The sequence below is a fragment of the Salinimonas marina genome (genome assembly GCF_015644725.1).
Lineage (GTDB): Bacteria > Pseudomonadota > Gammaproteobacteria > Enterobacterales > Alteromonadaceae > Alteromonas.
The window spans coordinates 2,395,116-2,416,908 of the sequence record NZ_CP064795.1; the positions used below are offsets into that span (position 1 = coordinate 2,395,116).

Below are 21,793 nucleotides of genomic sequence, written 5' to 3' on the forward strand. Positions count from 1 at the left end.
ATCATGAACAAAACCCTAATAGCCATTGCCTGTAGTTTGGTCACTATGCCGGTTATGGCCAAAGAACTTACCCTTACCGCAGATGCTATCACAGTGTCAGGCTTATCCTCGGGAGGCTACATGGCGAATCAGTTTCACCTGGCCTACAGCGATCGGGTAGACGGAGCGGCCATTATCAGTGCCGGGCCGTTTTATTGTGCTCAAAATGATATTACGGTGGCGCTGGGGGCTGTGTCGATAAGACCGCCGACACCACTGATATCAATCAGCTTAATGCCCATGTTGAACAGCTGGCCGCGGCGGGCAGACTGGCCCCGCTGAGCGAGCTTAAAGACGACAAAGTCTGGTTGTTTCATGGCGCCCGCGATCAGAAAGTGGCTGAAGCGGTCACTACCTTGCTGTACCAGCAGTACCAGCGGTGGATCAACCCTGACAATCTTCGCTATATAAAAGACAAACCCTTTGGCCACGTGTTCCCTACCCTGAACCAAGGCGAAGGGTGCGCCGCGTCCAGCAGCCCCTATATTGGCAACTGTAATTATGATGCTGCCGGTGCAGCCTTGCAGTTTATGTACGATGACCTGGCAGAGCCTGCCAAGACCCTGGCCGGCAAAATTATCAGTTATGATCAACACGCCCTGGCTGGCTCACAAGCCGATACCCTGGCTCAGACAGGTTATGCGTATGTGCCCCAAAGCTGCGCCGAGGGGGCTGAATGCCGGGTACATATTAGTTTTCATGGCTGTAATCAGTATGCTGAGGCAGTAGGTAAAGCCTACGTGGAGCAAACAGGTTTAAACCGCTGGGCCGAGACCAACAATATGGTGGTGTTTTATCCGCAAACACGAAAATCTCTATTTATGCCTTTAAACCCACAGGGTTGCTGGGATTGGTGGGGCTACACGGATGAAAATTATGCCACCCGGGAGGGCGCGCAAATTAATGCGGTGATGGCCATCGTGGATGCGTATATCAAACAACAGGAGTCATTATGAAAACGGCCTATAATGTGTTTATCACCGGCGGAGCCAGTGGCATAGGCTTTGGTATTGCCGAAGTCCTGGCCCAATCCGGTCATCATGTCATTCTGGCGGATATAAATGAAAAAGCCGCGAATGAAGCCGCGACAAGCCTCATCAACAAAGGCTTGTCTGCCAGCGCTATCGCGGTAGATGTCACCGATGCCCAGGGCGTGGCTATGTTGCCTGAAGCCCTGGCCGACACCCCGGTAGACATCCTGGTAAACAATGCCGGCATTCAGCATGTTGCTAAGCTCGAAGCCTTCCCTGCACAAAAATGGCAGCAGCTGATTAATATTATGCTGGTGGGCCCAGCCCTGTTATGTCAGGCATTTTTACCCGGCATGAAAAGCCGTAACTTTGGCCGCATTATCAATATCGGGTCGATTCATTCCCTGGTAGCCTCTCCCTATAAATCGGCGTATGTGGCCGCCAAACATGGTCTGCTGGGGCTGGCCAAAACCATTGCCCTAGAAGTGGAACAGGCCGATATTACCATCAACACCTTGTGTCCGGCCTATGTAAAAACCCCGTTGGTGGAACAACAAATTGCTGATCAGGCTAACGCCAACGGCATCAGTGAGGAACAGGTTATTAGTGAGATAATGCTAAAGCCTATGCCTAAAAAAGCCTTTATTTCTATCGAAGAGCTGGCAGCTTCAACCCAGTTTCTGATCAGCCCGGGGGCACGTAATATGACTGCCCAGACGCTGGTACTGGATGGGGGCTGGACTGCCCGGTAACACTTTCTTTTTTCCGTTTTTTTGTGCTACTGTCCAACCTATCATTACTGTCAGGAATGCTTGTTTTTCATGTCCTATAAAACGGTAGGTTTAATCGGAAAACCCGGTCATGCCGAAACCCAGAGTACGCTGAACCATCTTATTGAGTATTTGCAACAGCGTGGCTGTGAGGTATTAATTGAAGAAACTATCCGGCATGAGCTCAAAGATCCCGCGATTCCCGGCCATAATCTGGTGCAGATTGGTAAGCAGGCCGACTTAGCCGTGGTAGTCGGCGGCGATGGCAGTATGCTTGGGGCAGCCCGGGTACTGTCTCGGTTCGACATTCATGTGGTGGGGGTCAACCGGGGCAATCTTGGCTTTCTCACCGATATCCACCCTGATGAAATCACCGAGCAGCTGGACCTGATATTTGAAGGTCAGGCGATTGTGGAGCAGCGCTTTTTACTGGAAGTGGGGGTGTATCGTCACGAAAAACTAAAAAGCAGCAACACCGCGGTAAATGAAATTGTGCTGCACCACGGTAAAGTGGCGCACATGATGGAATTTGAAATTTACATTGATGATCAGTTTGTGTTTTCGCAACGCTCCGATGGGCTGATTGTGGCAACACCGACAGGCTCTACGGCTTATTCGTTGTCGGCAGGCGGGCCGATTATTATGCCCAAACTGGATGCATTGTCACTGGTGCCGATGTTTCCTCATACTCTGAGCAGCCGTCCGATTGTGGTGGATGCCAGCTGTACGGTATCGATGCGGGTGTCACATGTTAACAGTGATAATCTGCAGGTCAGTTGTGACAGTCATATTGTGCTACCGGTATTGCCGGGCGATGAAATTAAGGTGCAAAAAAGCAAAGATACCCTGTCGCTGGTTCACCCCAAGGGATACAGCTACTTTAATGTGCTGCAAAATAAACTGAGCTGGGGCAGCAAGCTTTATTAGCCTTTGCGAGCCGGAGGGCGCGATTAACCCCGTAGGCTCACGGAGACCCGCCAGGTTTTCAGAATCCCCCAGCCCGATTTAAGCTTTAATCAAAAGTTCGAAAACTAACACAGGCTTCACTGGACTTTCCCGGTGGGGCTGCGTAATTATCTGATTTGTCGCTCAACACACTGTATTTTGTTTATGATTCAGATCAGGGACCTGGTAAAGCAATACCCTCAAACCGCCGCTCCAATTATCGATAAGCTGTCGTTAGAGGTCGAAAAAGGTGCATCGGTAAGTATCCGGGGGCCTCTGGCTGTGGCAAGTCTACCTTGCTAAGCCTGATGGCCGGCTTTGAACCTGCTGATGCCGGACAAATTCGCATTGGCGCCGCCACCCTGCCTTTTGCCAGTGCTAAACAGGGCGATGCGTTTCGCCGCAACGAGTTGGGGGTGATTTTTCAAAGTTACAACTTACTCGACTGTTTGAATGTGTGGGACAACATTGCGTTTACCGCCCGCTTAAAAGGTGTAACCGATAAGGCGTATCTGCGCCGGTTGATGACCATGCTTGGTATCGTTGAGCTTAGTAAAAAGCCCGCCAGTGCCCTGTCGGGCGGCGAGCAGCAGCGGGTCGCCATTGCCCGCGCGCTGGCGCACCGTCCGGCGGTGGTGCTGGCCGACGAACCCACCGGCAATCTGGATGAAACCACCAGCGAAAGGGTCACCCAGGCTTTGTATACCACCTGCATTGAGCTGAACACGACACTGGTGGTGGTCACCCACAGTAATGAGGTGGCTGAGCAGGCCAGCCGCCCCTATGGTTACGCCACGGCGTATTACACCACCATCCATGAACAGGCCATCCATGCGCATGTTAGCAAGAGCCTGGCTGGTGGCATCGGTGATGTTGGCCACCGCCCGTAATAAGCCCTGGCAACCATTGCTGATTATACTGGCGGTGATGGTCGCTACCGGGGGTTTTTCTTCCGTATTGCTTATCAACGAAGGCGCGCGTCAGGGCGAACTGGGCCGCTCAGAAGCATCAATATTCAATGGCGCCGCCATTGTTGCACGAACCTCTGATAAGCCCCTGACCCGGCGCGACTACGCCGAGCTACGCCGGGCCGGCTTTACCGGGTTGGTAGCGATGGCTCAACAAACAGATACCCTTGCATGCACCACTGCGGCCAAAGCTGCCGACGTATCTGCTGTTGATGCTACTACCTCATCGCACTCCTTAACCCTGTTAGGGGTGGATATGCTGGCCCTGTCTTCCTCATCGCTGCTAAAAGACATGCAAGCCGCCTTGGCTCCAGGTACCGGCACGACCGGCTCTTCATCAGCTACGACCATGGCCACGGCAATCAGCTATGCCCATCCGGAACTGGCTGACAAGCTCGTGTGCGACGCGGGGGTATCCCGAAGCCGGGGCGTGAAATTGTCTTCGCCGCTGGCAGTGAGTCAGCTGCCTGCGGATACCCTGGTTATGTCGCTGCGGGCTTTTTATACCCGGACCACCACCTTACAAAATACCCCGCTCAAGGCTCTGCTCATTTCCAGGCCGCTAAGCGAGAGTCGTATACGCGACTTAAAGCATCAACTGCCTGCGCATTTGCAGTATCAGCCAGCGCCAGTAACCACGAGTAACGGCACGCTGGCAAAAAGTTTTCAGTTAAATCTGTGGGCCATGGGGGTGCTGATGGGCGTAGTGGCGTTGTTTATTGTGTTAAACGCGTTAACGCTGATGTATCGGGCCCGGTTGTTTTTTATTCTGCGCCTACGTCAGCTGGGGGTAAGCAAAGCCAGCCTGTTGCTGGCGCTGATGAGCGAGCTGGCGTTGTATTGCATTATTGCCGCGCCCCTGGGGGTGCTCGCGGCGGTGATGCTCACCCGGCAGCTGACGCCGGTGCTCAAATCCACTTTTAAAGGGTTGCTCGACAGTGCATTTGTCGCCCCTCCCCCGCTGTTAACCGAGATGATGAGCGGGGCTTTTATCGCCAGCTTCGCAGCCCTGGCAGTGTTTTTTGTGATCCCTGCGCGGCAGCTTTCCGGCGCATTACTGGCCTCCCAAACTCGCCACCAGCCACTGTCACTGGCCGCCCGCGGCATTATCACCCTAATCGTGGTGAGTCTGGTGAGTGTGGGGCTGGCAATAGCAAACTCCACCATCACGGCGCTGCTGGCCGTAGCCGGTGTATTACTCGGGGGTTGTGGCATTATTGTACTGTGGCTGCCGGCCTTTAGCGCACTGATAAGCAAGCTTACGCCCGCTTCCCGGCCCCTGCTTAGTTATGTGGCCGCCAGTACCCATCAATTATCCTTTAAAAGTCGCCTGTCGGTCTGTGCTTTTTTTATTGCGCTGGCGGCCAATATTGGCATGAATGTCATGACCGACAGCTTCAGGCACGCCACCGAAAGATGGTTGCAACAACGGCTGGCCGCGCCGGTGTATTTGTACGCAGAGGAAAAACCTTCCGCCGACATGATTGCCAAGCATATTGATGCCCGTCACTTATATCGGGGCACTACCATGGTCAGCCAGCAGCGGGTAACGGTGCGCAGTTACGCGACCGACGAGACGGCCCGCGACAGTCTGACGCTGGATAAGCTGGTCCCGAGGGCTGGTCATTGTTTGCAACAAATAAAGCAGTATTTATCAATCAGCAGCTGGCCTTTCGCCAGCATCTTAAGCTCGGGGACAGACTGACCCTGGGGCCGGTATACACGCAAAACCTCCAGGCACCGGCGATGCCCAAGTCTGCGACCTACACGGTTGCCGCCATTTATCCCGATTATGGCAATCCCGACAGCCAGCTATTGTTGCCCTTCAGCACGTTTTCGCCCGATACCGGCTATGCCGGGGTTACGGCTTTGTATGGGGCAGCAAAATCCGATCTGGCGCGGCTGGCCAGCCTGGGGGAGGTGTATGCCTCTTCACAGCTGTTGAAAAAATCGATGCAGACATTCGATCGTACCTTTGTGGTGACTGATGCACTGAATATCGCTACCTTGCTGGTGGCGGGAATGGCATTTGCCGTATCGGTTAGCGTGATCACCCTGGACCTGCGTCCACAGCTTAATGTGTTACGAACCATGGGAGTAGCACAGTTGCAGGTTAAAGCCATGCTGACCGCACAGTACATGTTGCTGTGCTTGGTCACCGCGTTACTGGCGCTGCCATTCGGCATCCTGCTGGCATGGGTCTTTATCAATATGGTTAACCGATTTGCGTTTTTCTGGGTGTATCCCATGCAGGTTTCAGTAATGGTATTGCTAAACAGTCTGGCGCTAAGTTTATTCGTGGTGTTGATCATTTTACTGCTGCCGATCGCCAGAATAGAAGGCAAGGTCGACTTGCGTCAGGAGACCCCTTTATGAGCATGCGTGTTACGCTCTTCTGCCTGGTGCTGCTGTTAACCGGATGCACAGAACCCGCGCCGCGTACCAGTTTGTTTAACGACACCTCAGCGCCGGCAACGACCGCCCGGGTAACCCCGGAAAATCCGGTGAAGCTACCAGATGATCACGGCGCGCATCCGCAGTATCAGCTTGAATGGTGGTATCTGACCCTGGTATTGCAAGATGAACATCAGACCCCTTATGGGGCGCAATTTACCCTGTTTCGCTTTTTAACCAATCCGCCTTATGACAGTGACTGGGCTGATGCGCAGCAGTGGATGGGTCATGTTTCGTTGCACAGCCCCGAAGACCATGTTTTCAGCGAACGTTTTGCCGCTGGTAAGGTCGGCACAGCCGGTATTACGGCATCCCCCTTTAGCGCTTTTATAGATGACTGGTTGTGGCAGGCTGAAGGGACGGCCCCCTTCCCCTCCACGTTACAGCTCAAGGTAGATGATGACACCCGTCTGTCTTTATCCATGGCCAGTCAGGGTCCTTACATTGCCCACGGGCAGCAGGGATACAGCGTAAAATCCCGAAGCCAGAAATACCGCTCGTATTATTATAGTCAGCCTTTTATTCATGCCGCGGGCCAGCTGACCCTAAATGGGAAAACAGAAAAGGTACAAGGCTCAGGCTGGTTTGATCACGAATGGTCCAGTCAGTTGGCAGATAAGGACGCGCTGGGCTGGGACTGGTTTTCACTGCATCTGGATAACGGTGATAAGCTGATGATGTTCGCAATGCATGTCAATGACCAACCGCCATACCTCACCGGTACCTATATTACTGCTCAGGGCCGGGCGACCACCCTCAAAGAGTCGGACTTATCAATCCAGGCATTAGGTTACGAGCGGATCAATCAACGCAAGGTACCGGTAACATGGCAAATCGACATCGCCAGGCCGGCCATGTCACTGACCATCAAACCCTTTAAGAAAGGCCAGTGGAATGCCAGCCGGTTTTCTTATTACGAAGGACGGGTAAAGGTTACCGGCAGCCATCAGGGTGATGGTTTTATGGAACTAACCGGGTATCAGTAAACCGACCAGTTAATGTGTTTAGTGAGTGAGGTTAATGCGGCCATCCCCATCAGCGAATTGCCCATGGAGTTCAGCGCCGGCGAAAATACACAGATAGAGAAGCGTCCCGGCACTACCGCAATAATACCACCGCCTACCCCACTTTTGCCCGGCAATCCTACCTGAAAAGCAAAACTTCCCGCCTCATTATACATACCACTGGTAGCCAGTAATGCATTCACCTGGCTGGTTTGTGACGGTGTCAGGATCTGTTCTTCCGCGCCTTTTGAATACCCCCGGTTGGCCAAAAAACTGCCTGCTTTGGCCAAATCTACGCAGGACATTTCCAGCGCACAATTATAAAAATAGCTGTGTAGCACCTCTTCTACTTCATTCTCGAAATTACCGAAGGCTTTCATTAAGTATGCAGAAGCGGCGTTACGGGCGCGGTATTCAAATTCAGAATCTGCCACATCGCGGTTAGCAGTGATTTCGTCATTTTCAGACAGTCGTCTGACAAAATCACGCATCGCCAGATGGGGGAGGCAAAACGGGACTGGTTCATGTCACTGATCACCAGCGCGCCGGCATTAATAAACGGATTGCGCGGCACCCCATTTTCGTATTCAAGCTGCACCAGCGAATTGAAAGGCAGGCCTGAAGGCTCGCAGCTTACGCGATCCCATAGCTCCTCACCGTAATGGTTGATGGCGAGTACCAGATTGAACACTTTGGAAATACTTTGAATAGAAAATGGGACATGGGCGTCCCCTACTGTAGATATATTCCCGTCGTTATCACAAATGGCGATGCCAAATTGCTGCGCTTCCACAGAAGCCAGTGCCGGGATATAGTCGGCCACTTTGCCCCTGCCCAGCATGGGGATTACTTCGTTGTAGATTTCATCTAACAATGATTGCATTGCCTGTGTCATAACATCTGACCGATGCGGCCCTCCTTAACATCACAGGCCTGTTTACCCGCGTGATTAATAAATTCCCGGGTAGAAGCAAATGTCTTCACAGTGTGCTGCATTATTACAAAAACCCATTGAACAATTACTTGCGTGAAAGCTGATACGCGTCTTTTACGCTGCAAGATCGCGCTTATCTGCATTGTGCGATTACACTATACCAAATCAAAATGGTTAATTTCGCGGTTCTGGTCTTAGTTGAGATCCGTTTAGCATGGCCAGCATAAAACCCGGCCGCCTGACCCGCAAGCATCACCGACCGCTGGCTTCAGAGGCTTGCAGGTCAAGCTCCGGCAGCGGTTCAAGTGATACCCGCTGACCGCTGCTGGCACTGCGGCGAGCTGCATCCAGAATTTGCATGACCCGCATATTATTTTCCAAAGACGAAAGATCATAAGGGCTGGGGTAATCCTGCCCTCTATTACGGCTTTTAAATAGCTGAAAGGATCATCATAGGGATATGGCCGCTCTTTCAAGATTACCCGGGTCTGGTCAAAGTCATCGTAATCTCTGGCCGTACGCTGACGAAACTGCGTCCGATTGTCGGGGTACGATAAGATAATCGTCGCCTCATCTTCTACATCCTGATGATTGTCAGGTTGCAGTTGCTCGGTGATGGCGGTCACATGCGTCGGCATCTGGCCGTTTTTCAGCCAGGTCATTAAATTTGCACCATAACACCCAAAATCCATCAGCGCGCCGCCGCCACTTTGTGCCGGATCAAGCAGCCAGTCCAGAAATTCCGAATTAATATCAAGTTTGACCGGGCCCTTGTGTCCGTCCCGGACAATCACTTTGCGCACCGGCCCCACGGCATCGTTGTCTAACTGCTGCTTCACCCTGTGATTAGTGGGATACCAGGTAGTTTCGTAATTGGTCAACAAATGAATCTGATGTTGTGTTGCCAGCTGGTACATTTGTCTGGCCTGATTCATATTCAGCGCCAATGGCTTTTCGACCATGACATGGATGCCTCTGGGCGCTGCGGTTTGCACTACCTCCAAATGCTCGGCGATACTACCAAAAGCTGCCAGTGCTTCAGGACGGGTTTTATCCAGCATCGTAGCCATATCAGGATAAACCAGCTCCATGCTAAAATCATGGCGTTTGGCATAGCGACGGGCCAGTGCCTTATCTGGCTCAACAATGCCACTGATAACAAAGTCTCCGCGCTTCTGGCTTTCAAATATCCAGTGAACATGAGTATGGGTAAGCCCTACCACCCCAATATTGAGTTTCTCCTGCGCGTTGGTAGCAAATGCAAACATAAACATGGTCCAAAATATCAGGTATTTCACCAAAGGTTTCCTACTCAAAAACATCATCACACCATAACCGTTTAAGTTGTTGATTGCAGCTGTATAAAGTCATATTCAGCGCCGTCAGAAGAAAAAACTGAGGTATTACGCAGTAATAGCAAAGCCCGGACTGATGCCGGGCGTTTAAGAATGAATTTAACTGAATAAGTTTTGGCTCAGCACTTTTCTAAAACCCTACTTTCCTTTGCTAATCTATATTCAAACCAGCTTCTTACCTCTTCAAACCATGATTCTTGCCTAATTTAAAAAGCCGGGCACCACCGGTTGAGAGGGGAATGGCTTGCGATTTTTTTAGCCACCGTGGTACTGCTACAACCGCCATTCCAGGAAGATTCAAATGGAGTAGCGCCGTTTTTTGTAGAATTAATTTTGCACAATCAATTGAAACCGGCCCCGCACTACTGTATAAATTCACACATACTGTATAAACATCGAGTACCTTTCTATGTTAGTGCATCTTTCGATAAAAAACTTTGCGGTTGTAAAGCAGTTGGCGGTAAATTTTGAGGCTGGCTTAACTGCCATTACCGGGGAAACCGGGGCTGGTAAATCTATCGCGATTGACGCGTTAAGCTTATGTCTGGGTGAGCGAGCCGATGCCGGCGCGGTGAGAAAAGAAGCAGCAAAAGCCGAAATTGTGGCGCACTTTTCTATTGAAAAAAACAGTGCTGCCAGGCATTGGCTTAACGAGCAGGAGCTTGATTGCGAAGACGATCCTAATGGCTGTTTTATCCGCCGGGTTATTTCACGAGAAGGTCGCTCTAAAGCCTTTATTAACGGTACTGCTGTATCATTGCAGCAACTTAAAGCGTTGGGACAGTTTCTGTTGGCAATTCATGGGCAGAATACTCACCTTCAGTTATTAAAAGAAGATGTTCAGCGCCAGCTTACCGATAATTACGCAGGCCATGCCGGGTTAATCAAACAGGTCGCCAGCGGCTACCGCCTCTGGCAACAAAAACAATCTGAATTAAAGCATTTGCACGAACAAGCCAGAAACAGAACTGATCGGCAGCAATTGCTGGCGTATCAAGTCGAGGAGTTAAACGACTTTGCTTTGAGTGATGGTGAGTTTATTGAATTAGAAACCGAGCATCGCCGGCTAAGTAATGGTCAGTCATTGCTTGAACAGGCTCAAACCAGCTTTTTTAACCTGTATGAAAATGATGATGGCAATGCACTGTCGATCATTCAGACCAGTATGGACAACTTAAGCGCGCTGGAAGAGCATGATGCTACCCTCACCCCGATATTGTCGCTACTTAATGATGCGGTCATTCAGGTGGAGGAAGCATCTCAGGAACTGCGGGCCTATTGTGATGCACTGGAAATCGATCCCTTGCGTTTACAACAGGTCGAATCCCGCTACAGCAAAGCGATGGAACTGGCCCGCAAGCACAATGTCGAGCCAGAAGAACTCTATACCTTTCACCAGCAATTGTTGTTGGAATTTGAGACGCTGAATCAGCAGGAGTCGGCGCTGGAAACACTGGAAGCTGAAGTGGTGCAGGCTCAGCAGGATTATGCTGCAAGTGCTGAACAGTTATCCATGTCACGCCAGTCAGCGGCAACGGGATTTGCCGATGCGATAGAACAACAAATCAAAAAATGAATATGGCACATGCCAGAGTCTGGGTCGATGTCCAGTTTAATCCGGCAAAAACACCCACGGTATCTGGGTTAGATGAGATTACCATGAAGGTGTCCACCAACCCTGGCCAGGATCCTGATCGCCTGGACAAAGTGGTTTCCGGCGGTGAACTTTCGCGTATTGGCCTGGCGATTCAGGTCATTGCCAGCGATCACAACACCACCCCTACCATGATTTTTGATGAAGTTGATACCGGTATCAGCGGTCCCACCGCCTCCATTGTGGGCGGCTTATTGCGTTCGCTAGGTAAACAAAATCAGGTTATGTGCGTAACCCACTTACCGCAAGTGGCGGCCCAGGCACACAATCAGTTGTTTGTTACCAAACTCACCGACGGGGAAAGTACCGAAACACGAATGCTTGCCCTGACCGAACAAGATCGGGTGGACGAATTAGCCCGATTATTGGCAGGTGACAAGGTAACGGATACTGCGTTGGCTAATGCTCGCGAATTATTGAAATGTGTAGAAACGAACTAATAAGCGGTTGATTGGTCATAGTTGACTGGGGTAGCATGCTTCGCGCTATACAGTATATTCGCATACGACATTAAGTGTGCGGGTAAAAACAAATTAAAATGTGACTGGATTAAACACTTACATGAAGTTGTATCAAACTATTTTGCTGGCGGCAGTAATGGTTACTGCCACAGCCTGCTCGAACTGGATTTATCGAATTGATGTACCTCAGGGTAACTTTCTGGATACCGGTGATGTGAAAGAATTGCGTATGGGCATGAGCAAAGAGCAGGTTGCTTATGTTCTCGGAAACCCGGTGGTTGAAGACTCATTTAACAAAGATACCTGGTATTATGTGTACGATATGAAACGCGGGATGAGCAAACGCGGCAAAGACTTTCAAAAACAGCTGGTATTGTCATTTGATGATGGCAAGCTAGCTAAAGCAGATGGCGACTTTGAGCTTTCTGAAGACTTTGATACACCACTGGACCAGTAATTCTATACATAGGAATGCTTCACTTTACGCCTATGAGATAGCCTGCCTGCCTGCACAGTCGGTAGCTTCTGCTAAGCAGATTTGCGAATAATGTCTGCCCACAAGTCTGCTTGTGGGCGCGCAGCTAAGCTCACCTTTTCTGAATTATTTTGACGCAGCAGAATCTGGCGCAAGACAGGGATCGCATTTGTTAAAATCTGGTAATCCGGGCGACCGGTTTTTGCCTGAGGGTATCTGGTTGTAGCTCGCGCCTGGACCTTAAACTGGGGACGACAAAAGCCGATAACGCCTGTCATGCTTTAGGCATAACCTTAAGGCCCCTTACTCAGCAAGCGTTGTTGAGCAAACTATAATGCTAACCAGTACCTTAGTTTTTGATAGCGTTAATGGAAATCAAAGCCAGTAGCGGCAGAATCAGCAACGTTAGGACCGCGGATGCCTGAAGTATCGCTGAGCTGATGATAGCCGCGCCCCACAATAGACAAACTCTGCTCACCCTTTGATTACACTGCATACATCTTCCTTACTGGCGCTTAGGTGCACCGGTTATCATTTGATTTTTTCTGCACTATGAGTCTATCGGCGATGGCAGATTTGGCTGTATTTTAACCAGCAAAAGAATGTAACTAATTATTCGAGGTTGCCTAATCTGAGTAAAATATTGCATATCGGCTCAGCTGACGCTTGGTGGTGTAAGCTCTGATAACGTGGCTGACTCGCGTTGGCTCTACCGGTATTTTTTCGCAATAGAAAAACAAAAACGGTTTATCCGGTAATAAAGCCCATTGACGAGGCGATAAGTTAAAAATAGCCGGTTAACTCGAATGACTGGGTGTTCCATCCTAATGACATTCTATATTTTGAATGCTTTAAAGCGCTGCGGCACCACCAATTAAAATAGTTTTGTGTTGCAAACTCATGTGGTCGGCACTGCGCCCTGGCCATGAGTGACAGCTGGTCTAATAACAAGCTGCTGGTGTTGAAGCCTGAAAACAGAGTATTGCTATAGCCGATCACCAGCGTCACGTTAAGATGAGTTTAGCCTGAGACTGCCAGAATGTTTCGAGCCAGCGACCACTGATACTGATTGATGCTTACGGTTTCAGGCCAACCGCCGATACCAACAGGGGAGGCGGCTTATGCTTAGGGGCATGCAGAGCGGGCGTTATAAAAAAATTGGTTTCGCCCACAAACAACAGGAAAATAGGGTTCGGTTGGAATAACACAGCGGTCAGTGAACCAGACCCAGGTGCAGTATTCCTACTGGCCCTTGAGAAATTTACATTCCCGAATTATTCAAAAACGTAATATTTACACGATCTGCTCCATGGTGTTAATCGTCAGATTTATCTTTTGGCTTACGACGGGTCCGTTCGTCCCGGGTTATCCAGTCTTCCAGCGCAGCACCGGGATCCTCTTCGCCCGCGATACTGGTTTCTTCCGGAGCGCCGGATTCAGCATCCTTCTCCTTGAGTGGCTTTTTATTCTGTGCTTTGTCTTGAGCTTTGTCAGTCATAAGAAACTCCTCACAAAACGTGCATCACTTTCTGCACTATTGGTATCTTGATTGCATTGAAAAATCAGGCAGCTTTAAGCCTGGTGAGATAACCATAACGTCTTTGCTCGCGTTATTGGTGTTAGGAGATACGCGAGCCAAAGCAGTGCAGTTCATTGTTAAGATCCAACTTACCGGTATAACAAAAGCAGCCTTACTAAAGAATTATGACAGTAATATTACAGTTATGTAAAAAATACTGGATTTTATGCTTATTCTTTAGTAACCTAACTAAGTCAAAAAAGAACAGGAGGATGTTATGATTAAATCATTTACCAAGTTCTTTCAGCGTAAACACCCGTATACCGTGGCATTTTATATTGGAAGAAAGAAAACACAGAAAATTTTTGATTGTAAAATCAAAAAGAAAAAGGAATTGTTCTCTGCTAAATAATGCAGAGGGAGTAAAATAACCACACGTTATTTTTCAACACCATCAAAGTACCAAGACTAACCTTCTTTATTAGTCACCTATAAGTAAGACCTGGATAACATATTCAGGCCGAGGCTGTAAAAACTAATACGGTACTTAAGATGTATGCCATAGAGGCAGTGTTCAAAGCATTCTTGCTTTATTCCTGGTGTTAAAATAAAAACCCCGCTAGTCATAGCGGGGTTTTTGTTTTTGGAATATACCATTGTCTGGCTGACTTGCGTTTAAAAGGAAATATCCCATTGCACACGTACGCGATTATCATCGTAAGTGTTGTTATCTAAGGCGTGCAGGTCAAATTGGGTAAAATCGACACTAACTTTGTTATAGTGACCCGCAATGAAGTAATTAACGCCGAAACTCTGCTCTTCATTTTTACGCTCTACACCATCCCGATGCGAGGTGTAGGTTGCATAGCGACCCGCCACTTCTAATTGCTTTGGCCACCAGTCGATAATTTCATTTAAAAAGTAACCCGCTTGTACGTAATAACCATCTAACGTTAGATCAGATACATTCTCGCTGGAAACAATCTTATCGTGATACTCGGCTTCGGCGCTGAAACCCTGATACATATAAGACAGGTCGAAGGTATATTGTCTTACTTTGGTTAATGCTTCGGTTTCTTCCCAGCGCGGTAACTGGCTACCACCGGATGAAGAAAAACGACTGTAGTCACCTTCTACTAACGCGCGGGCAAAACCTACCGACAATGCGGGTTCTTTATGCCTGTCAATATCAGCCGTGGTCAGTTCAACACCGCCACCTAGTGGGTTCCACTGGAAGCGACCATAGTACAATGGGTCGCCGGGGCCCGACAGGCTATTACCACGTCCGGTACCAGAGCCCACTCCGGCCCAGTAATTAAAGTCAGCCATGGTGCCTTCATTCAGACGACCATACACCGCAGCCGCATTATGGCGGTCGATAGTAAACATCTTGTTTACGATTGAGCGGTCGACCAAATGCTGCTTGCCACTGCTGATACTGCGTTCACGAGAATAGTCTAACTTCCACTGTCCGACTTTGAAGCTCAGCGCCTTGTATTTCTCGATCGCGATTCCGTAATCGATGAAATAGCCGTCACCCACTTCAAACTGCGAGAAATACTTAAACCAGGGTTGATATAAATGCCCTTTCACTTTCAACCGAGACCGGTTCACATTGATGGTACGGTCGGTATCTGACAAAAAATCGTCCGCCTCACGCGGATCGCTGTCATAAGCGTTAGTGTAGCGCATCTGCGCCCGCGCATTAATTTTGGCGGAGGCGAATGAAGACTCATCGCCAAATTGAATGCCTTTTCCATAAGGGAACAGATGATCTTCATCGTTAGCATTGGCAGTATATGAGCTTAATGATAACAGTGCACATGCACAGAGGCTCAGCTTGGTTTTGAGCACAGTGTTTTCTCCCGGATGAGCTTAAACTTCAGGCTGCGCAGTGTAATGCGTCACCTTTTTCAGTCAAGAAAATTAATATGACAGTTTTGTGACATAGCTATGTAATAGCCGGAAGATTGGGTTATTGCAACTTTAACGAAGTATTATTTAATACTTGGATCCAAACTGCAATGTTGTATCAGGTAAGCGGAAACAGCTTGCAAGATGAGTTGCTTAACGAGGTATGCTCATTTTTGCATACTCGATTAGCCCTTTTTTCCGTGATTGTGTCACACTAACGCCCTCTAGCCATCTAACTTCAAAGATACAGATAATTTATGTTTAAGCCTGCTCAAAATGCCCCCTGTCCTACTTGCAATAGCCAGTTACCGGCCCAGGATGGCCGTTGTCCGGAATGCCAGGGTATTGCTGAGTTATTTGTTTACAAAAGTCGGGTAGCTGCCGCCACCCTGGCGTTATTTGGCGGAATGTTTGGCTTACATCGGTTTTATCTGCGTCAGTGGCGGGCATTTTTTTACTTATTATTATGCTGGACCCCCTTACCATGGTTAGCCGGGATTATTGAATCGGTAATTTTCCTGGCTACCTCACAAAAAAGCTGGAATGCCAGATACAATCACGGCATCTGGGCTGGCCGCGAAAGCGGTAAAACACTGGCGATATTTATGGCAATAGGAATTGGGCTGCTGATCTTTGCCATTAGTCTGGTGAGCTGGCTTCCGTTTGATATGGCGAACCGGTTTATGGCCGCACAACAACAGCAACAACAAGTCATACTGGCGGGCGAACATATTGCTGAGGCCACCGAGCAATATCTGAAAACCCATCAGCAGCGGCCCGACACCCTAAGCCAGCTACAGTTAAATGAGGACATCATTAGTCCGGCAAAAGCGTTTATCCGCTTTGAACGAGGCAACATTTATTTAATGCCCGCCGGCGCCAAGACCAGCGAAGTCAGCATGGTGCCTGTGGTGTTAAAAGATGAGGTGCTTTGGGATTGTGGCACCCCCGCCTTGCCCAAGGCGATGCTGCCCCGCCAGTGCCGTTGATTGCAAATGAATTATTTGGCACATTTGGCGCTGGCCCAACCTACCAGCGCGTCGGTTCAGGGGAATTTACTGGGCGATTTTATGCGGGGTTGTCAGCATGAACATTTTGATTTTGACGTGCAGTGCGGGTTAAACAACCACCGTTTTGTAGACCGGTTTACCGATGAGCATGCAAAAATACGTGAGGCAAAATCGTGGTTTTCCAGCCAGCGACGCAGATTTGCCGGCATCATTCTCGATGTTAGTTTTGATCATTTTTTGATAAGCCATTGGTCACAATTTTATACTCAGTCCTTCGAGCGCTTCTGTGAACAGCGCTATGCCCTGTTGCAGCCTGCCCTGGCGGATATGCCTTTGTCGATGCAGCGCACGGTTACAAGCATGCTGAAGCATCGTTGGCTTGATGTTTATCGCACGCCTGAAGGCCTGGCCAGGGCCCTGGATAACACCGCTGCGCGCATTCGCTTTCGGCATGCGTTTACCGGCAGCATTGATGAAGTTATGCAGCATTATGCGGCCCTTAAGCAAACATTTTTAGACTTTTACCCGCAACTGATGCAGGCTGTAGTCTCTGCAAATATAGAATCAGGCCAGGCTCACCAGCACATCAATCCCGCGCTCAAGAAAAAATAAAATCCCGCCGATCAAGCCTCCCACAATGGTGCCATTAATACGCACTTTTTGCAGATCTTTGCCAATATTGAGCTCAATCTGTTCGGCCATTTCCCGCTCGTCCCAGTTTTCTATGGTAGTGCGAATATGACTGGTCAGAAAATCACTTACCTGCGGCCCCAAATACACGGCACTGTTAATAACCGCCTCATTCACGGTGTGATTAAGCGCCTTGTTTTCTGCCAGCGTATCACCGAATTCTTTTAACATTGTCTGCAGATGATGCCGCAAACGGCTATCCGGTTTGGCCAGATCAGCTTGCATATACCCGCGGACATCGGTTAGCACCTGCCCCATATAACCATGCAAGGTTTCGTTGTCGAGCAAAGCACGCTGCCATTGCTGAAGTTTTTCGCCGGTTTGCTCATCGTGTTCGATACGCCGAATCATCTGAGCTACGTAGCGGTCAAAAGAGCGGCGCAGTGGATGATGTGGATCCTCATTAATATCGGCTATGGTGCTGACAATCGCGCGCGTCGCGACTTGTGCGCCCTGCTCGCTCAGCCACTGGGTAGGCAGAAATTTTTCAAGCCGGCGGTATTCCGTGCGTAGCCACTGGTGCAATTTGGCGGTCATAAATTCCTGAGTTGAAGGCTGCTGCAATAAGCGTGCAGCTTTATCGATCAGCTGATCAAGCAACTCCTGATGCCGGCTCTCCCGGGTGAGCACTCGTAAGGTCCCCCGGCCAGAGGGCGTATATCCAGCTTCGATAAAATTTGTCTGACATTATGGGTCATTACATTTTGTACGGATTGGTCGCTTATCATCGACAAGGCGCCGGCGCCGGCATCACAGGCAAACACCGCCAGGCGCTTGGAGTTGGTCGGTTGTTTTAGCCAATAAGCTAAATTGTCGGCCGGATGCGACTGTCTTACTAACTGTCCGATGGCCGCGGGGTTAAAAAACTTCTCTTTTACAAATTCGGCCAGATTCGATGCAATCCGGGATTTATTGGCCGCCACAATATTCGTGTGTGGAATAGGATACTGAGGCGGGATGGGTTTGAATAATGCGGTGACGGCAAACCAGTCTGCCAGCCCACCCACTAAGGCGGCCTCACTGACCATCTTAAAAAATGCATTGTAAGCCAACCAGCCGGCCTGGCTAAAGCTGTGCTCCAGTAAGGTAGTGATAATAAATAGTATCGCTGCAATAAATAAGCAGCCGGCGGCCTGTTTTTTTGCACGGGCTAATTGTTGCGCTTTCAATTGCCTCTCCTGCCAGATTGGGTTTACTAAGAATATGGCTTATTACTGGATTGGATATAAAAAAGGCCTGCAAAGCAGGCCATTCATCTTAATAAGATGTGTCTGAATAGACAGATCCGTGGCTTAAATTTAGTCCCATTCGGGCCCGAAATCCGGATCGACAATGCGGTCGCCATTGTCCAGATTGTCAATCAGTTCCATGTCCTCTGGCGACAATTTAACCTTCTCAAAGTCAAAGTTATCCTGCAGGTGATCAGCATTGGTGGAAGAAGGAATAGTGTAATAACCCTTTTCCTTGATCCAGGCTAAGGTAACCTGAGCCGGAGAAGCATTGTGTTGTTCGGCAATGGTGTTCAATGTTTCACTTTTCATTACCTTGCCTACCGCAAATGGCATATAGGCGGTCACTGACATGCCCAATTCATGGGCGCGCTCTGCCACCTTGCGGTTTTGCATAAATGGATGCAGCTCAATCTGATTGGTGTAGATTTCACCTTCACCCAGAATCTCAACCGCTTGCTCCATTTGTGCAATAGTGAAATTTGAAATACCAATGTGACGAGTCAGACCTTCTGCTTTGGCCTGGGCCAGGCTGGTCAGATATTCTTCCATCGGTACTTTGTCATCTGGCGATGGCCAGTGAATCAGTAGCAAATCGACATAATCGGTTTTCAATTTTGCCAGGCTTTCGTGGACACTTTCGATGAAGCTTTTATTGCCAAACCGCTCGAACCAGACTTTGGTGGTTAAAAAGAAATCTTCGCGGTCAATACCATTGGTCTGAATGGCGTCGCCAACCTGCTCTTCATTGCCATAAATCTGAGCAGTGTCGATGTGTCTGAAACCAATTTTCAGTGCATCAAGCACCGATTTGCGCGCGGTGTCATCTTCTAATCTGAATGTTCCAACACCTAGCTGCGGCATGTTTTCCATGTTCACTCCTCGTTTTATTGAAAAAATAAACGCGCTGCCAGCTACAATTTCAAAGTCTGCTTACCCAACGCGTTGTACCTGATTCCCTACGCAAGCTAGCCTCTTACAGATCGCCTCGGGCTGTCTATTAAGCTTGTCCAGGCTGGGCTTTGGCCAATAAAAAAGGCGAAACGCTGACACGGTTCGCCTTTATAATCAAAAGAGTAACGGTAAAATCAGCGCTTATTACCGGCGCCGGATTTGCGTGTGCGATGTTTTTTAACCGACCGGCGCATGCGGCTTAAGCGGGCATGGTCCAGCTTGGTCTGACGCGCGTCCACCAGACTGCTACTTTCATCAGACAGGCTCACCAGTTTGCGCAATTTGTTCACATCTTCAAGCTCAAGCTCTACCCAGGCTCCCTGGGGCAGACGCTTTTGCAGCTCGATGGGTCCGTAGCGTACCCGAATCAGACGGCTTACCTGAACTTCCTGTGACTCCCAAAGACGTCTTACTTCGCGGTTTCGCCCTTCCTGCAAGGTAACATTGAACCACTGGTTCATGCTTTCATCGTCATTTTTACGCGGCTTGATGCTGGTGAACTTGGCCACGCCATCGTCCAGCTCCACCCCTTTTTTAAGGGTGCTGAGGGTCTTGGAGGGGACTTCACCAAATACCCGTACTGCGTATTCGCGCTCAACTTCACATTTGGGATGCATCAGGCGGTTGGCCAGCTCGCCATCGTTGGTAAACAACAACAAACCACTGGTGTTGATATCCAGTCGTCCTACCGCAATCCAGCGCCCTAAACGAATCGTCGGTAATCGTTCAAACACGGTAGGCCGGCCTTCAGGATCGGAGCGACTACACAGCTCCCCTTCGGGCTTGTTGTACATCAGTACCCGGCACACCGGCTTCTCAGTCTGGCGCGATAACAGATGTCCATCGACACGAATCTGGGCTTCCGGCCCGACCCGATCGCCCAGGGTCGCAATGCTACCGTCTACGGAAACCCGGCCCTGCTCAATCCAGCGCTCCATTTCGCGGCGCGACCCCAGGCCCTGATTAGCCAATACTTTTTGCAATTTTTCACTCATGAGTGTTCATACTCTTTGGTTCGGTTTTGTCGTTCGTACGGTCTGTTGTCGCAGACGGTACCTCTTTTTTCTCACCTGACATGTCAGCGTGTTTGAGTGCCAGCGTTGCAAAGGCATCAGCACTGGGAAGCTGCGACAGAGAGGTTAACGAAAAATAATCAAGAAAGGCACTGGTGGTGGCGTATAACGCCGGCCGCCCGGCCACTTCTTTATGACCCACGATGGTTACCCATTCTCGTTCAGTCAGTGTTTTAATAATGTTACTGCTTACCGCCACTCCCCGGATTTGTTCGATTTCACCGCGGGTAATCGGTTGGCGGTAAGCAATCAGCGCCAGGGTTTCAAGCAGGGCTCTGGAATAGCGCGGCGCATTTTCAGGCCATAAGCTCTGTAACCAGGGCGCCAGAGAATCCAGCGACTGGAACCGATAGCCGCTGGCCACTTTAACCAGCTGGATCCCACGAGGCGCATAGTCTAATTCCAGCGCTTTCAACGTCTCGGATAACTGCGTTGCCGAAACATCAAACTCTGAGAGCACCGTTTCCTTTAGCTTTTTCGGGGTTACCGGTCGATCAGCAACAAAAATACTGGCTTCAATAAGTTGTTTGAGCTGAGCAGCATTAATCTTCTTCATGGGTGCCTAATTTTACATAAATTCGGGCAAAGGGTCCTGCCTGGACACACATTAACAGCTGCTCTTTTAATAATTCCAGTATGGCCAGAAAACTGACGACACAACCGGCCCGGCCCTCGGCAACGGTAAACAGAGCCTCCAGTGGGGTGAATGCATCATGGGTGAGCTGCGCCAGAATCTGGCTCATCCGTTCACGGGTGCTCAGTGCTTCTCTGGCGATAGTATGATGCTCGAAAGCAGCCGCTCTTTTCAGCATGCGCCCAAAGGCTTTTACCAGCTCATCTAAGGCCACATCAGGCTCCGCTTGCTCTGTGGCTACCGGGGCACTTAAAGCCACATTCACCGCAAACACATCACGTTCAAGGCGCGGCTGGCTGTCCATTTCTTCGGCAGCCTGTTTTACCACCTCGTATTCTTGCAACCGGCGCACCAGTTCAGCCCGGGGATCATCTTCGTCTTCTGCCACCGCCGCCGGCTTCGGCAGCAGCAGGCGTGATTTAATTTCAGCCAGCATGGCAGCCATCAGTAAATATTCAGCCGCCAGCTCCAGTTTCAGACTTTTCATCACCTCGACGTATTCCATATATTGCGTGGTGATTTGCGCCACCGGCAAGGTGGTGATATCAAACTTTTGTCGCTTGATGAGGTACAACAGAAGATCCAGGGGGCCTTCAAAACTTTCTAAAATCACTTCCAGCGCTTCAGGCGGAATATACAAATCCTGGGGCTGTTCCAGCATTGCTTCGCCGTAAATAAATGCCAGCGGCAAGGGCTGTTGAATCTGTGTTTCCGCCAGATTGTCTTTAGGGCTCATCAGC

General features: G+C 49.7%; 20 protein-coding genes and 2 pseudogenes. 12 read left to right on the forward strand and 10 right to left on the reverse strand.

Going from position 1 to position 21,793, the window contains the following annotated elements; all coding sequences use genetic code 11:
• The first annotated feature begins 3 nt into the window (after positions 1–3).
• From IT774_RS17460 to IT774_RS10745, 8 genes are all read left to right on the forward strand, one after another.
• Complete coding sequence (locus tag IT774_RS17460; protein WP_232364957.1) at positions 4–321, forward strand: hypothetical protein; 318 nt, start codon at positions 4–6, stop codon at positions 319–321.
• Complete coding sequence (locus IT774_RS10715; protein WP_456300157.1) at positions 291–995, forward strand: extracellular catalytic domain type 2 short-chain-length polyhydroxyalkanoate depolymerase; 705 nt, start codon at positions 291–293, stop codon at positions 993–995. Before IT774_RS17460 ends, IT774_RS10715 begins: the two co-directional genes overlap by 31 nt.
• Positions 992–1,762: a 3-hydroxybutyrate dehydrogenase gene (locus tag IT774_RS10720; RefSeq protein WP_195809783.1), complete on the forward strand. Its 771-nt coding sequence runs from the start codon at positions 992–994 to the stop codon at positions 1,760–1,762. Before IT774_RS10715 ends, IT774_RS10720 begins: the two co-directional genes overlap by 4 nt.
• A 69-nt stretch (positions 1,763–1,831) precedes the next feature.
• A complete protein-coding gene (gene nadK / locus IT774_RS10725; RefSeq protein WP_195809784.1) occupies positions 1,832–2,707 on the forward strand; it encodes an NAD(+) kinase in 876 nt (291 codons plus the stop codon).
• A 326-nt stretch (positions 2,708–3,033) separates the two neighbouring features.
• A complete protein-coding gene (locus tag IT774_RS10730; RefSeq protein WP_232364959.1) occupies positions 3,034–3,615 on the forward strand; it encodes an ABC transporter ATP-binding protein in 582 nt (193 codons plus the stop codon).
• Positions 3,557–5,398 (forward strand): FtsX-like permease family protein, encoded by a 1,842-nt coding sequence (locus tag IT774_RS10735; RefSeq protein WP_195809785.1) that lies wholly within the window; start codon positions 3,557–3,559, stop codon positions 5,396–5,398. Before IT774_RS10730 ends, IT774_RS10735 begins: the two co-directional genes overlap by 59 nt.
• Positions 5,399–5,439: 41 nt before the next feature.
• The gene (locus IT774_RS10740) at positions 5,440–6,069 is read left to right on the forward strand and encodes an FtsX-like permease family protein (protein ID WP_195809786.1); all 630 of its coding nucleotides are present in this window, start codon (positions 5,440–5,442) and stop codon (positions 6,067–6,069) included.
• A complete protein-coding gene (locus IT774_RS10745) occupies positions 6,066–7,133 on the forward strand; it encodes a lipocalin-like domain-containing protein (protein ID WP_195809787.1) in 1,068 nt (355 codons plus the stop codon). Before IT774_RS10740 ends, IT774_RS10745 begins: the two co-directional genes overlap by 4 nt.
• Here the strand turns inward: IT774_RS10745 and glsB are convergent.
• Positions 7,127–8,034, reverse strand: a pseudogene (glsB, locus tag IT774_RS10750) (glutaminase B). The gene IT774_RS10745 and the pseudogene glsB overlap by 7 nt on opposite strands.
• Positions 8,035–8,294: 260 nt before the next feature.
• The gene (locus tag IT774_RS10755) at positions 8,295–9,353 is read right to left on the reverse strand and encodes a Gfo/Idh/MocA family protein (protein WP_218958916.1); all 1,059 of its coding nucleotides are present in this window, start codon (positions 9,351–9,353) and stop codon (positions 8,295–8,297) included.
• Between the two features lie 496 nt (positions 9,354–9,849).
• Here IT774_RS10755 and recN point away from each other — a divergent pair.
• Positions 9,850–11,534, forward strand: a pseudogene (gene recN, locus IT774_RS10760) (DNA repair protein RecN).
• Positions 11,535–11,655: 121 nt separating this feature from the next.
• Complete coding sequence (locus tag IT774_RS10765) at positions 11,656–12,012, forward strand: outer membrane protein assembly factor BamE (RefSeq protein ID WP_195809788.1); 357 nt, start codon at positions 11,656–11,658, stop codon at positions 12,010–12,012.
• Between the two features lie 1,333 nt (positions 12,013–13,345).
• Here IT774_RS10765 and IT774_RS10770 read toward each other — a convergent pair.
• Both IT774_RS10770 and IT774_RS10775 read right to left on the reverse strand, forming a co-directional pair.
• A complete protein-coding gene (locus tag IT774_RS10770; protein ID WP_195809789.1) occupies positions 13,346–13,528 on the reverse strand; it encodes a hypothetical protein in 183 nt (60 codons plus the stop codon).
• A gap of 696 nt (positions 13,529–14,224) precedes the next feature.
• Positions 14,225–15,403, reverse strand: a complete 1,179-nt coding sequence (locus IT774_RS10775) for a porin (protein ID WP_195809790.1) — start codon at positions 15,401–15,403, stop codon at positions 14,225–14,227.
• 317 nt (positions 15,404–15,720) lie between these two features.
• Between IT774_RS10775 and IT774_RS10780 the strand changes: the two genes are divergently transcribed.
• Both IT774_RS10780 and IT774_RS10785 read left to right on the forward strand, forming a co-directional pair.
• The gene (locus IT774_RS10780; RefSeq protein ID WP_195809791.1) at positions 15,721–16,452 is read left to right on the forward strand and encodes a TM2 domain-containing protein; all 732 of its coding nucleotides are present in this window, start codon (positions 15,721–15,723) and stop codon (positions 16,450–16,452) included.
• A gap of 6 nt (positions 16,453–16,458) precedes the next feature.
• Positions 16,459–17,085, forward strand: a complete 627-nt coding sequence (locus IT774_RS10785; RefSeq protein WP_195809792.1) for an acyl carrier protein phosphodiesterase — start codon at positions 16,459–16,461, stop codon at positions 17,083–17,085.
• On the opposite strand, the gene IT774_RS17755 is transcribed toward IT774_RS10785, so the two are convergent.
• The 6 genes from IT774_RS17755 to IT774_RS10815 form a co-directional block, all read right to left on the reverse strand.
• The gene (locus IT774_RS17755) at positions 17,038–17,763 is read right to left on the reverse strand and encodes a DUF445 domain-containing protein (protein ID WP_195809793.1); all 726 of its coding nucleotides are present in this window, start codon (positions 17,761–17,763) and stop codon (positions 17,038–17,040) included. The genes IT774_RS10785 and IT774_RS17755 overlap by 48 nt on opposite strands.
• A complete protein-coding gene (locus IT774_RS17760) occupies positions 17,748–18,332 on the reverse strand; it encodes a DUF445 family protein (protein WP_195809794.1) in 585 nt (194 codons plus the stop codon). The genes IT774_RS17755 and IT774_RS17760 overlap by 16 nt, the downstream gene beginning before the upstream one ends.
• A gap of 129 nt (positions 18,333–18,461) precedes the next feature.
• The gene (gene dkgB, locus IT774_RS10800) at positions 18,462–19,265 is read right to left on the reverse strand and encodes a 2,5-didehydrogluconate reductase DkgB (RefSeq protein WP_195809795.1); all 804 of its coding nucleotides are present in this window, start codon (positions 19,263–19,265) and stop codon (positions 18,462–18,464) included.
• Positions 19,266–19,480: 215 nt separating this feature from the next.
• Positions 19,481–20,341: a 23S rRNA pseudouridine(2605) synthase RluB gene (gene rluB / locus IT774_RS10805; protein ID WP_195809796.1), complete on the reverse strand. Its 861-nt coding sequence runs from the start codon at positions 20,339–20,341 to the stop codon at positions 19,481–19,483.
• Positions 20,334–20,975, reverse strand: a complete 642-nt coding sequence (scpB, locus tag IT774_RS10810; protein WP_195809797.1) for an SMC-Scp complex subunit ScpB — start codon at positions 20,973–20,975, stop codon at positions 20,334–20,336. Before scpB ends, rluB begins: the two co-directional genes overlap by 8 nt.
• Positions 20,962–21,789: a segregation and condensation protein A gene (locus IT774_RS10815; RefSeq protein WP_195809798.1), complete on the reverse strand. Its 828-nt coding sequence runs from the start codon at positions 21,787–21,789 to the stop codon at positions 20,962–20,964. The genes scpB and IT774_RS10815 overlap by 14 nt, the downstream gene beginning before the upstream one ends.
• Positions 21,790–21,793: the final 4 nt, after the last annotated feature.

Excerpts from the sequence above, each read along its gene's own strand:
- IT774_RS10730 (WP_232364959.1), top strand. The coding sequence starts at position 3,034 with ATGGCCGGCTTTGAACCTGCTGATGCCGGACAAATTCGCATTGGCGCC.
- scpB (WP_195809797.1), bottom strand. The coding sequence starts at position 20,975 with ATGAAGAAGATTAATGCTGCTCAGCTCAAACAACTTATTGAAGCCAGT.
- IT774_RS10780 (WP_195809791.1), top strand. The coding sequence starts at position 15,721 with ATGTTTAAGCCTGCTCAAAATGCCCCCTGTCCTACTTGCAATAGCCAG.
- IT774_RS10735 (WP_195809785.1), top strand. The coding sequence starts at position 3,557 with ATGCGCATGTTAGCAAGAGCCTGGCTGGTGGCATCGGTGATGTTGGCC.
- IT774_RS10740 (WP_195809786.1), top strand. The coding sequence starts at position 5,440 with ATGCCCAAGTCTGCGACCTACACGGTTGCCGCCATTTATCCCGATTAT.
- IT774_RS17460 (WP_232364957.1), top strand. The coding sequence starts at position 4 with ATGAACAAAACCCTAATAGCCATTGCCTGTAGTTTGGTCACTATGCCG.
- IT774_RS10755 (WP_218958916.1), bottom strand. The coding sequence starts at position 9,353 with ATGTTTGCATTTGCTACCAACGCGCAGGAGAAACTCAATATTGGGGTG.
- IT774_RS10720 (WP_195809783.1), top strand. The coding sequence starts at position 992 with ATGAAAACGGCCTATAATGTGTTTATCACCGGCGGAGCCAGTGGCATA.
- IT774_RS10745 (WP_195809787.1), top strand. The coding sequence starts at position 6,066 with ATGAGCATGCGTGTTACGCTCTTCTGCCTGGTGCTGCTGTTAACCGGA.
- IT774_RS10785 (WP_195809792.1), top strand. The coding sequence starts at position 16,459 with ATGAATTATTTGGCACATTTGGCGCTGGCCCAACCTACCAGCGCGTCG.
- dkgB (WP_195809795.1), bottom strand. The coding sequence starts at position 19,265 with ATGGAAAACATGCCGCAGCTAGGTGTTGGAACATTCAGATTAGAAGAT.
- IT774_RS10770 (WP_195809789.1), bottom strand. The coding sequence starts at position 13,528 with ATGACTGACAAAGCTCAAGACAAAGCACAGAATAAAAAGCCACTCAAG.
- rluB (WP_195809796.1), bottom strand. The coding sequence starts at position 20,341 with ATGAGTGAAAAATTGCAAAAAGTATTGGCTAATCAGGGCCTGGGGTCG.
- IT774_RS10815 (WP_195809798.1), bottom strand. The coding sequence starts at position 21,789 with ATGAGCCCTAAAGACAATCTGGCGGAAACACAGATTCAACAGCCCTTG.
- IT774_RS10765 (WP_195809788.1), top strand. The coding sequence starts at position 11,656 with ATGAAGTTGTATCAAACTATTTTGCTGGCGGCAGTAATGGTTACTGCC.
- nadK (WP_195809784.1), top strand. The coding sequence starts at position 1,832 with ATGTCCTATAAAACGGTAGGTTTAATCGGAAAACCCGGTCATGCCGAA.